This is a genomic window from Arthrobacter sp. TMP15, from assembly GCF_039529835.1.
GTDB lineage: Bacteria > Actinomycetota > Actinomycetes > Actinomycetales > Micrococcaceae > Specibacter.
Genome location: NZ_CP154262.1, coordinates 451252 through 465583, shown reverse-complemented (window position 1 = coordinate 465583; position 14332 = coordinate 451252). Strand labels below are relative to the sequence as shown.

Annotated in this window: 15 protein-coding genes; 4 read left to right on the top strand and 11 right to left on the bottom strand. The window is 59.4% G+C overall.

Annotation, left to right across the window (positions count from 1 at the left end; translation table 11 throughout):
* Window positions 1–5 precede the first annotated feature (5 nt).
* The 5 genes from rlmB to AAFM46_RS02065 form a co-directional block, all read right to left on the bottom strand.
* Entirely contained in the window at window positions 6–995 is a 990-nt protein-coding gene (gene rlmB, locus AAFM46_RS02085) for a 23S rRNA (guanosine(2251)-2'-O)-methyltransferase RlmB (RefSeq protein ID WP_283531427.1), read from the bottom strand.
* A 245-nt stretch (window positions 996–1240) separates the two neighbouring features.
* Window positions 1241–2659, bottom strand: a complete 1419-nt coding sequence (gene cysS, locus AAFM46_RS02080) for a cysteine--tRNA ligase (RefSeq protein WP_343319248.1) — start codon at window positions 2657–2659, stop codon at window positions 1241–1243.
* The gene (gene ispF / locus AAFM46_RS02075; RefSeq protein WP_343319246.1) at window positions 2656–3192 is read right to left on the bottom strand and encodes a 2-C-methyl-D-erythritol 2,4-cyclodiphosphate synthase; all 537 of its coding nucleotides are present in this window, start codon (window positions 3190–3192) and stop codon (window positions 2656–2658) included. Before ispF ends, cysS begins: the two co-directional genes overlap by 4 nt.
* A gap of 12 nt (window positions 3193–3204) precedes the next feature.
* Window positions 3205–3984 carry a 2-C-methyl-D-erythritol 4-phosphate cytidylyltransferase gene (ispD, locus tag AAFM46_RS02070; RefSeq protein WP_283531424.1) on the bottom strand — a complete coding sequence of 260 codons (780 nt, stop codon included), beginning with the start codon at window positions 3982–3984 and terminating at the stop codon, window positions 3205–3207.
* Between the two features lie 186 nt (window positions 3985–4170).
* Window positions 4171–4653 (bottom strand): CarD family transcriptional regulator, encoded by a 483-nt coding sequence (locus AAFM46_RS02065; protein ID WP_283531423.1) that lies wholly within the window; start codon window positions 4651–4653, stop codon window positions 4171–4173.
* 275 nt (window positions 4654–4928) lie between these two features.
* Here AAFM46_RS02065 and AAFM46_RS02060 point away from each other — a divergent pair, with 275 nt between their 5' ends.
* Entirely contained in the window at window positions 4929–5483 is a 555-nt protein-coding gene (locus tag AAFM46_RS02060) for a hypothetical protein (protein WP_283531422.1), read from the top strand.
* A 201-nt stretch (window positions 5484–5684) separates the two neighbouring features.
* Here AAFM46_RS02060 and AAFM46_RS02055 read toward each other — a convergent pair whose 3' ends face one another.
* Window positions 5685–6365 (bottom strand): response regulator transcription factor, encoded by a 681-nt coding sequence (locus AAFM46_RS02055; protein WP_283531421.1) that lies wholly within the window; start codon window positions 6363–6365, stop codon window positions 5685–5687.
* Window positions 6366–6380: 15 nt separating this feature from the next.
* Window positions 6381–7664 carry an ATP-binding protein gene (locus AAFM46_RS02050; RefSeq protein WP_343320325.1) on the bottom strand — a complete coding sequence of 428 codons (1284 nt, stop codon included), beginning with the start codon at window positions 7662–7664 and terminating at the stop codon, window positions 6381–6383.
* 172 nt (window positions 7665–7836) lie between these two features.
* Here AAFM46_RS02050 and phoU point away from each other — a divergent pair, with 172 nt between their 5' ends.
* A complete protein-coding gene (phoU, locus tag AAFM46_RS02045; RefSeq protein ID WP_283531420.1) occupies window positions 7837–8499 on the top strand; it encodes a phosphate signaling complex protein PhoU in 663 nt (220 codons plus the stop codon).
* Window positions 8500–8716: 217 nt separating this feature from the next.
* Here the strand turns inward: phoU and AAFM46_RS02040 are convergent, their stop codons facing one another.
* On the bottom strand, window positions 8717–9463 hold the full coding sequence (locus AAFM46_RS02040) for a phosphoglyceromutase (RefSeq protein ID WP_283531419.1): 747 nt from the start codon (window positions 9461–9463) through the stop codon (window positions 8717–8719).
* 201 nt (window positions 9464–9664) lie between these two features.
* Here AAFM46_RS02040 and AAFM46_RS02035 point away from each other — a divergent pair, with 201 nt between their 5' ends.
* A complete protein-coding gene (locus AAFM46_RS02035) occupies window positions 9665–10510 on the top strand; it encodes a class I SAM-dependent methyltransferase (protein WP_283531418.1) in 846 nt (281 codons plus the stop codon).
* Window positions 10511–10538: 28 nt separating this feature from the next.
* Here AAFM46_RS02035 and AAFM46_RS02030 read toward each other — a convergent pair whose 3' ends face one another.
* Window positions 10539–10898 (bottom strand): DUF2516 family protein, encoded by a 360-nt coding sequence (locus AAFM46_RS02030; protein WP_283531417.1) that lies wholly within the window; start codon window positions 10896–10898, stop codon window positions 10539–10541.
* Between the two features lie 9 nt (window positions 10899–10907).
* Window positions 10908–12107 carry a PLP-dependent transferase gene (locus AAFM46_RS02025; RefSeq protein WP_343319243.1) on the bottom strand — a complete coding sequence of 400 codons (1200 nt, stop codon included), beginning with the start codon at window positions 12105–12107 and terminating at the stop codon, window positions 10908–10910.
* A 125-nt stretch (window positions 12108–12232) separates the two neighbouring features.
* Between AAFM46_RS02025 and aztD the strand changes: the two genes are divergently transcribed.
* Entirely contained in the window at window positions 12233–13558 is a 1326-nt protein-coding gene (gene aztD / locus AAFM46_RS02020) for a zinc metallochaperone AztD (RefSeq protein ID WP_343319242.1), read from the top strand.
* Between the two features lie 58 nt (window positions 13559–13616).
* Here aztD and aztA read toward each other — a convergent pair whose 3' ends face one another.
* Window positions 13617–14330 carry a zinc ABC transporter ATP-binding protein AztA gene (gene aztA / locus AAFM46_RS02015; RefSeq protein ID WP_343319240.1) on the bottom strand — a complete coding sequence of 238 codons (714 nt, stop codon included), beginning with the start codon at window positions 14328–14330 and terminating at the stop codon, window positions 13617–13619.
* Between the last annotated feature and the right edge of the window lie 2 nt (window positions 14331–14332).

Here is a 14332-nt window from a genome sequence, read left to right as displayed (position 1 = left end):
TATGCCTAGACCGCTCGCTGACGCGAGATCTCGTACAGGCTGATGCCCACGGCCATGGAAGCGTTCAAGGACTCCATGGCTGAATCGATCGGGATGGAGACAATCTGGTCGCAGTTCTCGCGCACCAAACGGGACAGGCCCTTGCCCTCTGAACCAACCACGATGCAGACAGGCTCCTGCGCCAAAGTGAGCGCTGGCAGCGAAATGTCGCCATCGCCGTCGAGCCCCAGCACAAAGAAGCCCATCTTCTGAAACGCACCGATGGCACGGTTCAGGTTGGGGGCTTTGGCAACGGGAACGCGCACAGCTGCACCGGCGCTTGTTTTCCAGGCTGCCGCCGTGACTCCTGCGCTGCGGCGCTCGGGGACTATGACGGCGTGACCGGAGAACGCCGACACGCTACGGATGATCGCACCCAAGTTGCGGGTGTCGGTGATGCCATCAAGGGCAACGATCAGTGGGGCGTTGGAGATGTGCCCCTTTTTCCACTTAGCCATGATCTCGCTGGCCGCATCCACGGCATCTTCGTATTCATACGGGGGAATCTGCAGAACTAGACCCTGGTGGATGGCGTCCTCAGTGAGACGGTCCAGCTCGGGCTTGTGCGCTTCCATCAGCGGGATACCGCGCTCCGTGGCCAGCTTGATTGATTCGCGGACGCGCTCGTCCATGTCAACGCGCACAGCAACGTACAGCGCCTTGGCCGGAATACCGGCGCGCAGTGCCTCAACCACCGAATTGCGCCCCGTCACGAGCTCTTCCGTGGCCTTGCCCTTGGGGCCGCTGTTGCGGCGCGGGGAGTTACTGGTGCCGGTGCGCTTGGCCGCCGAACGATCGGCAAGTTCCTTGCTCTTGAACGCCTTGTGGTACGTGCGCTCATCGGCCTTGGGTGTGGGCCCCTTGCCCTCGAGTGCCTTGCGGCCAAGCCCGCCTGTGCCCTTGATGGGACCCTTTTTGAGCTTGCGGACGGCGCCGGAACGGGAACTGTTGGCCATGGTGAAACCCTTACGATTGGTGCGGCGCCCTAGCTTGGCCCCGAAATTCGTCAAACAAATCTATTCGGTGCGCAAATTTTAGGCACACCACATTACGGGAAACTACAAACCCGTAGCTAATAGCTTACGGCCTGATCGCAAATTCAGTGGTATGCAGGCACAAAAGTGTGCATACTCACGCCCGCGCAGGGTGCTTAATACACGCTCCTCGCACACCCTACGTCGATTTTAGTGCCGTGACGGGGCTACTTGCGCAGTGACCAGCTTGAACCCGTGGCCGAATCGGCAATGTCAATGCCTGCCGCGGCCAACGTGTCACGGATCTGATCAGATTCTGCCCAATTCTTCCCCGCGCGGGCCTGGGCACGAGCCGCCAACTGCGCCTGCACCAAGTGATCCAATGCGCCAAGGACTGCCGGGGATCCGGCACCATCAGCCCACTGTTCATCAAGTGGGTTGATTCCCAACGCGGCGCTCATGCCAACGGCGGCGCTGAAGGCGGCTTCGATGCCGGCGGTGTCCTTGGCGGCCAGCGCAGTATTGCCTGCACGGACGCTCTCATGCAGCACCGCCAGAGCTGCGGGGATGTTCAGATCATCATCCATGGCAGCACGGAAGCCATCAGGGATCTGAGAAACAGCTCCCCCATCCCCTCCCGGGAAAAGCTGGCCTGCCGCAGCGTGCATGAATGTTTCAATACGCTCAACGGCGGCCGCAGCCTCGGTTAGCGAGCCCGGGCGGTAGTCAAGCACCGAACGGTAGTGGGCTTGGCCCAGGTAGTACCGGACCACGAGCGGGCGTGCAAGTTCCAGCATCTCGCGCGGGTTGATGGTATTGCCAATGGACTTGGACATTTTTTCACCGTTGTAGGTGACCATGCCGTTGTGCATCCAAAAATTCGCGAAGCCGTGCCCGGCCGCCTGGGACTGCGCCATCTCATTTTCGTGGTGGGGGAAGCGCAGGTCCAGCCCGCCGCCATGGATGTCGAACTCGGTGCCCAGGTATTTGGTGACCATGGCTGAGCACTCCAAATGCCAGCCGGGACGCCCGGCACCCCAAGGAGATTCCCACCGGGCGGTTTCCGGTTCTCCCTGCTTGTAACCCTTCCACAGCGCAAAGTCGCGGGGGTCGCGCTTGCCCCGGGGATCGGCGTCGGGCGCTGCCTGCATGTCATCAATGCTCTGGTGGGTCAGGGAACCGTACGGCCCCCAGGAGCGAACATCAAAGTACACGTCGCCGGAATCATCCAGGGCGGGGTAGGCGTGGCCTCGCTCGATCAGGGTTTCAATGAGGGCGTGCATCTCAGGAATGTGGCCCGTGGCGCGAGGCTCATAGGTGGGTTTCTGGATCCCCAAGGCGTCATAGGCGTCCCCGAAAGCCTGCTCGAACCGGTATGCCAGCGCCCACCACGGCTCGTTGTTTTCTGCCGCTTTGACCAAGATTTTGTCATCAATATCGGTGACATTGCGGACAACCGTAACTCCGTAGCCGGACACCTGCAGCCACCGTGTCAGCTGGTCAAAGGCCAGGGCAGAACGGACATGGCCAATATGCGGCTCACCCTGTACTGTGGCGCCACAGTAATACAGCGAGGCCTGCCCTGGCTTCAGCGGGGTAAAGTCACGAACGGAGGCAGTGGCGGAGTCGTAGAATCGCAAAGTCACGTTTCTAGGCTATCTTGTTGCCTGGGGATCTGCGGCAGCGCTGAGTCTGGACGTGAGTGCGTACTGACAACCAGTGCGGTGGCAACGGCTGTGATCCCCTCATTGCGGCCGGGAAACCCCAAGCCGTCTGAGGTGGTGGCGCTCACTGATACCGGTGCTCCGGCGGCTGCGCTGAGTGTTGCTTCGGCTTCCCTGCGCCGTGGTGAGAACTTGGGCCGGTTCCCGACGAACTGCACAGCAATATTGCCGATTTCAAACCCTGCCCCCCGCACAATTCTTGCCGCCTCGGCCAGCAAACTCACCCCTGAGGCACCTTGGTATTCGGGCCGGTCAGTACCAAAATGAGTGCCCAGATCGCCCACCCCTGCGGCTGAGAACAAGGCGTCGGCGGCTGCGTGGGCAACGGCATCGCCGTCGGAATGGCCACTGAGCCCGCGTTCGCCTTCCCAGAACAATCCAGCCAGCCACAGTGGCGCGGGCTGGTCTTCCGGGGCGAAGGCGTGGATATCAATACCAATCCCTGTGCGTGGCATTATCACAGCCGCTCAGCCCTCAATCCAGCGGGGCCGCAGCGGCCCCTCCAGCATGGCTTCAGCCAACAAAAGATCCATGGGTGTGGTGATTTTGAAACTGTGAGTTGAGCCCTGGACCACGTACACCTCTTCGCCAATGGCTTCCACAAGCATGGCGTCATCTGTGATGCGTGCGGCCGCGTCCTCGTCCAGCGTCAATGCGTGTGCGTAGGCCCTACGTAAGGTTTCCAGTTCAAAACCCTGGGGCGTTTGCACTGCACGAAGTTGGCTTCTGGGTGGGGTCCCCACAACCTTCTCCACCCCCGCACCCGTGGCAGGTAAATTGGTTGGCGCAACGGTTTTGATGGTGTCTGAAACTGCCAGCGCCGGGATGACGGCTTTTGCGCCGTCACGCAGCGCTGCGGCCACACGGTTGAAAACACCCGACGGCGTCAGCGGCCGGGCGGCGTCATGGATCATCACAGTGGTGACGCCAACCGCGATCTCGGCCAGTGCGGCGTAAACCGAATCTGAGCGCTGCGCTCCGCCGTCAACCACACTAAACGTCAACCCCGCGTTGGCAGCTTCTGCGCCTAGCCGTTGGCATAATGTCAACAGTTCCGGGTCCTCTGCAGGAATGGCAATACAAATTTGGGCAGCAATTCCGGCTTTCAGCACGCCCCGAACGGCATGCACAAGCATTGCCTCATTGCCCAGCGGCACTCGCGCCTTGGGAACCCCATGGCCCAGGCGCTGGCCCGAACCTGCTGCAACTATCACCACGGCACACGAACCGGCCTTCACCTCTGTCATAGCAACTACATTAGTCGGCCGCCCGGCGTTCGTGCCGCAGCCGCTAGGCGAATGGCCAGTTACTTGGGTTAGTTCCTCACCTGGCACTGGCATTGGCATTGGCATTGGCACAGGCACAGGCACTGGCACAGGAAAACCCCCACACCAACGGGTGCAGGGGTTTTCCTTTAGAAAAATACTTAGAGCTTATGAAGCCAAAACCTCGTCAAGGACTTCTGCTGCCTTGTCTTCATCAGTCTTCTCCGCCAGAGCCAGCTCGGAAATAAGGATCTGCCGTGCCTTGGCGAGCATACGCTTCTCGCCTGCCGACAAACCGCGGTCATTGTCTCGACGCCACAGGTCGCGAACTACTTCTGCAACCTTAATAACATCACCGGATGCAAGCTTTTCCAGGTTTGCTTTGTAACGGCGAGACCAGTTGGTGGGCTCTTCCGTAAACTCTGCGCGCAGCACTTCAAATACGTGCAGCAACCCTTCTTTACCTACAACATCGCGAACCCCAACAAGGTCTACGTTCTCTGCGGGAACTTCAATTGTCAGATCCCCCTGCGCAACCTTGAGCTTGAGATACATTTTCTCTTCACCACGAACGGTACGCATCTTGATCTCTTCGATCTTCGCCGCACCGTGATGTGGATAAACTACTGTCTCGCCGACCTCAAAAAGCATGTGGATTCTCCCTTTCCAATGAACCTAGTTTACCACGGTTAACTAACCACTCCCTTGAGTTTCCGCAGGTCAGCGGCCGCAGGCGCTACGCTGACCGCGCAATTCCTCCAACAATTGGAGAATTGTTCACCCCTTGACTAAAAATCAATGAGATGCATCGTAGAGGTTGAGGTGCCAACACTAAAGTTGCCACGCCTGGACGGAAGAGTACATTTGTCAGTTTTACGGATAAGCTGGGCAAAGATATTTTGTCTTTTCCATGAGGAGTTATTGACGTGAGAATCGCTGCCGGCATTCGCGGTACCAAACGAGCGCAACGCTTGAGCCTGATTGCAGCCATTGGTGTTGGTGCCATGACATTCACCGGTTGCAGTGCCATCAACCAGCAAAGCACCACCTTGGTTTACTCCGCATCAGATGGAGTCCGCCTGGATATGGGCCAGCTGGAACTGCGTAACGTGCTGATCATCTCCGATGCCGCTGGTGCACCAGGTCGGGTTATTGGCACGTTCTACAACCAGTCAGATTCGGATATCACCCTGACGTTTAATGGTGCCGCGGGCGCACAAACGGAAATCTCCGTAAAGCCCGGTACACCGCTGGTTCTCAATGACAAGGCCGACAAAGCCATTCTCAGCACCGTGGCGCAACGCCCGGGCAGCCTCGAGACCCTTGAACTAAGCCAGTCCGGTGCCGGAAGTGAAAGCGCCACGTTGAAGGTCCCCGTGCTTGATGGCACGTTGGCCGAGTACAAGAACTTGGTACCAACACCGGAGGCCACCACTAAGGCTGCAATGGAACCCACTGCAGAGGCCACCACCGCCCCTTAATTTTTGAGCCGCCTCACGGCCCATGCTCACAGAAATAAAGAAGTGGAGCGGGTTATCTTTTTTAGATAACCCGCTCCACTTCTTTATTTCCCCATAATTCATGCACCAGACGCCACCGACGGAGTCGAGGAATGCGACGAGGCGTCATTAGCTCCAATCTCACGTTGGGTTCACCCCACGAAAAGTTGGCACCTCACGTGCTCAGGGCTCAAACTTATAGCCAAGTCCGCGCACAGTGACAAGGAACTTCGGGGCAGCGGGGTCCGGTTCAATCCTGCTGCGCAGACGTTTAATATGCACGTCAAGTGTTTTGGTGTCGCCCACATAGTCCGAGCCCCACACCCTGTCGATCAGCTGGCCGCGAGTGAGGACCTTGCCGGCATTGCGCAGCAACATTTCCAGCAGTTCAAATTCCTTCAAGGGAAATGAGACAGTATTCCCATGCACGCTAACTACGTGCCGTTCCACATCCATGCGCACGGGACCGGCATGGACAGTTGAATCCATCAGCTCCTCGGGTTCCCCGTTGCGGCGCAGCACGGCACGAATCCGAGCAATCAGTTCCCTGGAGGAATATGGTTTGGTCACGTAGTCGTCGGCCCCCAGTTCAAGGCCCACCACCTTATCAATCTCCGAGTCCTTGGCCGTGAGCATGATGATGGGGACGCCGGAGCGCTGGCGCAGGTGCTTGCACACTTCAGTGCCACTCATCCCCGGCAACTGGAGGTCTAGCAGCACCAGATCGGCACCGTTACGATCAAACTCAACCAAGGCGTCGAGACCGTTATCGGCCACCTGTACCTCGTAGCCTTCCTTCGACAACAGGAATGACAAAGGATCGCTAATTGAATCCTCGTCTTCGACAATCAAAATTCTGCTCACGCTTGTTGCGCTCCTTTAGATCAAGCCGGGGTGCCGGTCAGCGCGGTGGTGCTTAGCGCCGTCGGACGTTGGATTGGAAAGTTCGGGCAAGCGCACAGTGAAGGTGGAGCCCATTGTTGGCGCTGACCACAGTGTCACCTCGCCGCCGTGATTGCTGGTGATGTGCTTGACGATGCTCAGACCCAGGCCTGTCCCGCCGGTGTGCCGGGATCGGGCGGTGTCAACGCGGTAAAAGCGCTCAAAAATTCTGTCCTGCTCCTGCGGGGAGAGCCCGTCACCCTGGTCCGAAATACTGACGGAAACCACGCCGTCATGCACCGAGAGGGCGATCCCTACCTGCGTGTTATCGGAGGAGTACCGCACGGCGTTGTCGATCAGGTTCCGCAGGGCCGTGACAAGTTGGGGCTGGTCGCCATAAACAACTGCGGGCAGGGGGGCACCCACTACCAGCGCTATATTTTTGCTCTGTGCAGGCAGGCGGGTCCTGTCAACGGCTTCGGCAACCACGGCGTTCATGTCCACTTCGGTGCCAGCACTTGCCACGTCTTTTCCCTGGAGGCGGGAAAGTTCAATGATGTCCTGGACAAGCGCAGCTAGCCGCGCGGACTCTTTCATCATCCGTGAAGCAAACCTGCGGACAGTTGCCTGGTCTTCAGGTGCGGACTCAAGGGCTTCTGCCAGGAGCGAGATGGCGCCCACCGGAGTCTTAAGCTCATGTGAAACATTGGCGACAAAGTCGTTGCGGACTGCCTCGGTACGCGCAATTTCTGTGCGGTCGTCGGCCAGCAAGAGAATGTATTCCTCGCCCAGCGGCGCTACCCTGACCTGAATAACCAACGTGCCCTGTCCCGGTGCGCCGTGGGCGCTCAATGAATCTGGGATGCTTCTGACAGGGGCCACGTTAGCGGGCGTTCCTGGGGCTGCGTGCATGCCGGGAGCACCTCCAGTTTGTATCGCGGCCGGCAGCACCACACGAGGGAGGATCAAATCGCGTTCCTCGATCACGCCGTCGCGCCGTACCCTGCGGGCCAGATCAAGCAACTCCTGGTGGACCACCGTGTGACCGCGGACCAGCCCAAAAGCATAGGCGCCGGGACTGGCACGCACCACGCCGTCAACAGTGTCAATAACTATGTAGGCCTTGCCCACAACCGAAAGGACCTCCGCTGCACCGTCGGGCAGCATTGGCTCGCCAATGTCGATGGTGAGCCCGCGGGAACGTTCGCTAACACTGAAGGCGAACATGCCAAAGGTGCCCAAGGCTAGGCCTATGAGCCCGGCTATCAGTCCAACTACCATGGGATCCACCTGATCAGCCTATGCGGTGCCGAGCCCCTTTTTAGCAAAACAGCCTCTTGGCAGCGCCCGTTCAACAAACGTTCACCTTGACGTGTCAACATGTTCACGTTCAAGTGCCATGCTGAAGCGTACTGAAGGGCCCCTGTTGCCCTGCCCATGAAAGGACACACGCGTGCGTAAAGTTTTCCAGGCCGAGCTTCACCAGATTGGCGAGGGACTCATCGAGATTTCCGCACTGGTTGGCGAGGCCATCACCAAAGCCTCCACAGCGTTTGCGGCAGCCGACCTTCAAACGGCCCAGGAAGTCATTGCAGCCGATGCCCGGATCGACTTCCTGCAAAATGATTTAGATGAGCGCGCCATCGATGTGTTGGCGTTGCAGGGACCAGTTGCCAGTGATCTGCGCATGATTGTTGGTTCGCTGCGGATGAGTGCCTCACTTGAGCGCATGGGCGATCTTGCCCGCCACATTGGTCAGCTGACGCGCTTGCGCTTCCCCAATCACGTCATCCCGGCTTCCCTGACGGAAACGTTTGCCGAGTTGGCGCGCCTTGATATTGTCATTGCCGAGAAAGTCACTGAGCTGCTGGAAAGCCGTGATTTGGAGCTCGTAGGCGATATCACCACAGCCAAAATGCAGATCAATACCATCCACAAGAGCGTTTTCACCACCATGGCCGCACCCGAATGGAACGAAACCGCTGCAACAACAGTGGATGTCACCTTGGCTAGCCGGTACTTTGAGCGGTTCGGCGATCACGGCGTTTCCGTTGCGCGCAAGGTTTCCTACTTGGTGACAGGGGAATGGCAGCCAGAGGACTTCTTGGCCAGCTAGATCCCTAAGCAGGAGCAGCAGTTGGAGAACGACGGCGGGAGGTCACCTTTTTGAAAAAAGGTGACCTCCCGCCGTCGTTCTTCTGGTTCCAGTGCCGACTCAGCCGCTAAAGCCCGCGCCACGGAGCACACACCCGTTGAGGTTGGAGGTCATGACACCCCGTTCGTTCCTCCGGGGTGTCATGACCTCCAACCTCAACGGGAAGGGGTGTGAATTGCTACTTCTTACCCTGGTTCGCTACTGCCTGAATGGCGGCCGCAGCAGCCTCCGGATCCAAGTACTTGCCCCCGGGGGTGATGGGGGCGAAGTTCTCATCGAGTTCATACAGCAACGGGATGCCGGTGGGGATGTTCAGTGCGGCGATGGCATCATCGGAGATGCCGTCCAGGTGCTTGACCATGGCACGCAGCGAGTTGCCATGGGCCGTGACAAGAACCGTCTTGCCGGCCTTGAGATCTTCCTTAATATCTGATTCCCAGTAGGGCAGCAGACGGTTCAGGACATCCTTGAGGCACTCGGTGCGTGGCAGGTCATCACCCAAATCCGCGTAACGGGGATCGTGCGCCTGAGAAAATTCGCTGTCATCAGAGAGCGCGGGCGGGGCGGTGTCGTAGCTGCGACGCCACTCCATGAACTGTGCCTCGCCGAACTCGGCCAGCGTCTGGGCTTTGTCCTTGCCCTGCAATGCACCGTAGTGGCGCTCGTTCAGGCGCCAGTCGCGCTTAACGTCAATCCAGCCGCGGTCAGCTTTTTCCAAGGCCAGGTTGGCCGTGTTGATGGCACGCTTCAGGCGCGAGGTGTACAGGACATCCGGTAGAAGGTTGTTCTCCACCAGCAGCTCACCGCCGCGAACGGCCTCCGTGCGGCCCTGATCATTCAAATCAACGTCCACCCAGCCGGTGAACAGGTTCTTGGCGTTCCACTCACTGTGGCCATGTCGAAGCAAAATCAGCGTATAAGTCATAGCCTCATTCTACCGGCCGGGAGCGGCGGACCCGAATTGCTACGCTGTCCGACCACTTGCACTCCTGCGCACCATCCCGTGGGCAGGTGCCGCCACCGTGAGCCCAGCGGCACCAGCGCATGAGACGGTGCGCCAGAATCAAAGACGTGAGTGTCACCACAGTTTTATAGCCATGCGGAGTTTGGCATTTACGCTTTATTGGTGGTTCAACGTGCGCAGAGGGTCAAAGGCTCTTCCACTGACCCCTCACAAGGCACCCCGCGCCAACGTAGCAAGCCCTTCGGCAACGTCACCCGCGGCACAACTAATCCCAACCGATTGCGCCGCGTTGACCGCTGGCTGGCCGGCCCCCAAGCATGGCGTTTGGCCTGTGAAACCGCACCCCTGGTTGTGGACCTTGGCTATGGCGGCTCCCCTGCCACAGCCGTTGAGCTGTATTCCCGCATCCACGCGATTTGCCCCAGCGCTCATGTCACGGGCATCGAGATTGAGCCTGAGCGCGTCCGCAATGCCAAAGGACTCGAGCACGACGGCCTAGATTTCTGCGTTGGCGGATTCGAAATCCCCGTCCCCGGCAAGGCAACTATGGTGCGCGCCTTCAACGTGTTGCGCCAATACGACGAGGCCGACGTCAGGCTGATCTGGGACACGGTTTGTTCGCGGCTGACCCCGCAGGGCATCTTTGTTGACGGCACCTGCGATGAGATTGGGCGGCGCAGCACATGGGTGGCGCTGGATACCAATGGTCCCCAGTCGCTGAGCATTTCCCTGCGATTCGGCGGTTTCGAGTTGCCCTCCGATATTGCCGAGCGACTGCCAAAAGCGCTGATCCATCACAATGTGCCGGGGGAGAAAATCCACAGCTTTTTGCAAGCTCTGGACAAGCATTGGCTCGCCGCTGCTCCCCTGGCCGCCTTTGGCAACAGGCAGCGGTGGCTGAATATGTGCACCCAAATGTACGACGACGGCTGGCCGGTTGTGCGTTCACCCTCCCGTTGGCGCTTGGGTGAGCTGACGGTGGCTTGGTCAGCCGTGGATCCGGGCTAGCACCAATTCGTCCGGTTTCAGTGATTTCTTACCAGGATGAGCCGCGGTTTTGCTGTCCGCGACCACGCCCGCGCGCGTCAACCAAAGCGGGCCGAACATCGGCCAAGTAGACCCCTGCCGCTGTGACTCCGCCGAGGCTAAGGATCAAACTCATGCCCAGCTGCGGAACCGTCAGGCTCAGCAATGGCGGCACCACGTAGATGATGCCAAAGAATAACGCTCCGGCCGTAAGTGCCGTCCAGAACGTTTTGGTCCGCTTGTATACGCGCTCAAAATCGTTGGCAGATGTGCGCAGGCAGTCTATAAACGCCCAGCCTTGAATGCCCACGGCCGTCAAACCTAAAGCCACGAGGATGAGAAACTGCATAAAGTTCACGAAAATGACCACGGCTCAAGCTTACAGGGCGTCGCGCGGGATGGAAGTCGCGGGCACCACCTGAGCAAGTGCCTGCTCAAGGTCACTCCAAAGGTCTTCAACGTTTTCAATGCCAACACTCAGCCGCAAGAGGTTTGCCGGAACTGTCTCGGGCTCGTTCGCGTGACGACGCCGGCGTTCGATCAATGACTCCACGCCACCAAGCGAAGTGGCTGGGGTCCACACCTGCAGGGCCTCAACCAGCGCGTTGGCCGCATCGGCACCACCAGCAACTTCGACGCACAGGATGGAACCAAAACCGCTCATCTGTGCCGTGGCCCGCTGGTGACCCGGGTCCGAAGGCAATCCGGGAAAGAGTACTTTTGTGACGCCGTCGTGCGCATCAAGACGTTCGGCAAGTACCGCTGCACTGGCCTGCGAGCGCTCAACACGCAGGGCCAGGGTGCGCAAACCACGCAGGGCAAGCCAGGCCTCGAAGGGGCCGGCGATGGCGCCGTGAATTGAGCGGTGATGCAGCAGCGCATGGCGCAGTTCGGGATTGGATGTGGCCAGGGCGCCGAGGATGACATCGGAGTGACCGGCCAAATATTTGGTCACTGAGTGCAGCACAATGTCAGCACCCAGCTCCAGCGGTTTCTGCACCAGCGGGGTGGAGAAGGTGTTGTCGGTGACCACGATGGCGCCAACGGCTTGTGCGGAACGGCAGAGGAGGCCGATGTCCGCCACCTCCAGCATGGGGTTGGTTGGACTCTCCAGCCAGAGCATGTCAGCGGCCTTCTCCCCGCTGCCGGTGAGAGCCAAAATAACCTCATCATTATTGGCAATATCCACTGTGCGCAGCGTGAACAAACCCTTTGCCGCTTGCTCCTGCGCCATAACCAACGCCCCCTGATACGAGTGCGTTGGCATAACGAGCACCCCTCCCGTGGGCACCAGCGAGAGAGCTGCGGAGGCCGCTGCCAGGCCCGAACTAAAGATCAGCGCAGGAAGGGTGGCACCCTCCAGCTGACCCAATGCGTCTTCCAACGGGTCCCACGTGGGGTTGGAGTAACGCCCATAGGCCCTGTCGCCATCAACAACTTCGCCGGTGCCCACATATGTGGAGGAGAGAACTATGGGCGGATTCACCGGCGCGTCATGCTCCCGGGCGGGCCGGCCCGCAGCAACAACAACTGTGTCGGGGCTCAGGTTCTTAGGGTGTTCGGCAGCGTTGTACGTCATAACTTCCAGCGTAGACCGCCGGTTCACGGCAGCGACAATTTGAGTCGTTGAACCTGGGGCAACATTTCCTGGTTTCACCAGTCCTTGTTTTGATAATGATTCTCATTAAGGTTAGCATCGGTGTCATGATCACTAAAGAAGAACTAAATCCACCTCTCACTACAGTCCCTCGAGCGCGCAGTTTCGCCGCCCCTACCCTGAGCGCCTTCGCCATTATTGCTGCGCTAACCCTGTCCGCGTGCGGCAGCCCGTCTTCCGCCTCCACCGACTCTCCTGCTGCTTCCGAGCACCCGCACGGTTCCCATGCCGCCCCTGCCGCCGAAGGCACGGAGGTCGATGCCGCCGCACCCAGGCTTGTCCTGACGCACGACGGCGGCATGAGCGTTCTGGATGCAGCCACCGGCAAGGTCACAGCCGATTTGCCTCTTGCCGGATTCAACAGGGTCAGCCCGGCTGGGGACGGACGCCACGTACTTGTCTCCACCACCGCCGGATTCCAGGTCCTGGACATGGGCAGTTGGTCGGAACCACACGGGGATCACCATCACCACTTCACAGCACCTCCGGAACTTCAGGAGCGATTGTTCTCCGCCACCAAACCCGGACAGGTGGTGGGCCACGCAGGAAAAACAGCCCTCTTTGACGACGGTACCGGCGAAGTTCAGGTGTTCACATCAAAGGACCTGGAAGCTGCCGAGCTGCCCACAACACAAAATTTCAAGACCAGCGCCGCTCACCACGGCGTGGCTGTTCAACTTGCCAAAGGTCAGCTGGTGGTCACGAACGGGACCAGCGAAGCCCGCACTGGTGCCACGTTGCTGGATAAACCTGGCGCCGACGGCGCCCGGGCCGTCTTGGCACAAAGCGATGAGTGCCCCGGAGTCCACGGAGAGGCCTCAGCTAAGGACGAGGCGGTGGTACTTGGCTGCGAGGATGGCACCTTGCTCATCAAGGACGGAATCATCACCAAGATTTCCTCCCCTGACGGTCACGGCAGAATTGGCACCCAGGCCGGCAGCGCCACCTCCTCCATAGTGCTGGGAGATTACAAAACAGATAAAGATGCTGAGCACGAACGCCCTGCAGCGTTCTCCTTGACGGACACGGCCACCGGAAAGCTCACCACCGTTGCCATTGACTACTCATACTCCTTCCGCTCCCTGGCCCGCGGCGCCAAGGGTGAGGCCCTCATCCTTGGTACGGACGGCAAACTTCATATCCACGACGCTCACTCCGGCAAAGAAACCGCCGCCATTGCCGCCGTCGCCCCCTGGGAAGAACCCACCCAATGGCAGCAACCCCGGCCGGCGCTCTTCTCAAACGGGAAAACAGCCTATGTAAGTGATCCGGCCAAGAAGTTACTTCAGGTCATTGACCTGTCTTCAGGCACAGTGAGCGCAACCCACCCGTTGCCGCACGTCCCCAATGAAATAACTGGTATCTCCGGATAAAACAGCTGCGGCCGGGCGGCCCCACTCCTTGATCGGGTGGGACCGCCCGGCCTTCTGCTTAATTGCCGCCCATCCACTCGCTAGCTGCCGCCGCGCAAAGCACCTGCGAATCCGCCACAATCTCTCCTTGTGCCATCACTAGCACCCGATCAGCTTCGGATGCATCCGTATGGCTGTGGGTCACCTCCACAACGGTGACTCCCCGGTGAACTTCAGTGGCGATAATCTGACGTATCTTCGCCCGCGACTGCTCATCGACGCCCGCCACGGGCTCATCCAATAGAAGCAGCCTTGATTGTTGGGCAATCCCTTGCGCTAGCAGGACCCGCTGGCGCTGGCCGCCGGAGAGCTCACCCAACTGACGGTGAGCCAGTGCCAGCAACCCAACACGCTCCAGGGAGTCAACCACCACGGCATGCTCGCCTCTGCCCAAGGGTTTGAGCCAACTGCGGTTTCCCCAACAACCCATGGCTACCGTCTGCCGAACCGTCAACGGAAGCGCATCCGAGACTTTACTGCGCTGCAACACCACAGCCGGGCGCTGCTGGCTGGCAAGTGAGACCACCCCGCGTGATGGGCGAAGCGTGCCCGCAATCAGGGCAAGAAGGGTGGATTTTCCTGATCCATTTACCCCTTTCACGGCCGTCAAAGTCCCAGCCTCCAGCGTGAGGAACAGGCCATCAATGACCTGGCGTGACCCATACGAAAATCCAACGTCCACAATAGTGACAGCATCCACGGCACATCTCCTGTAATTGATAATGATTCTCATTA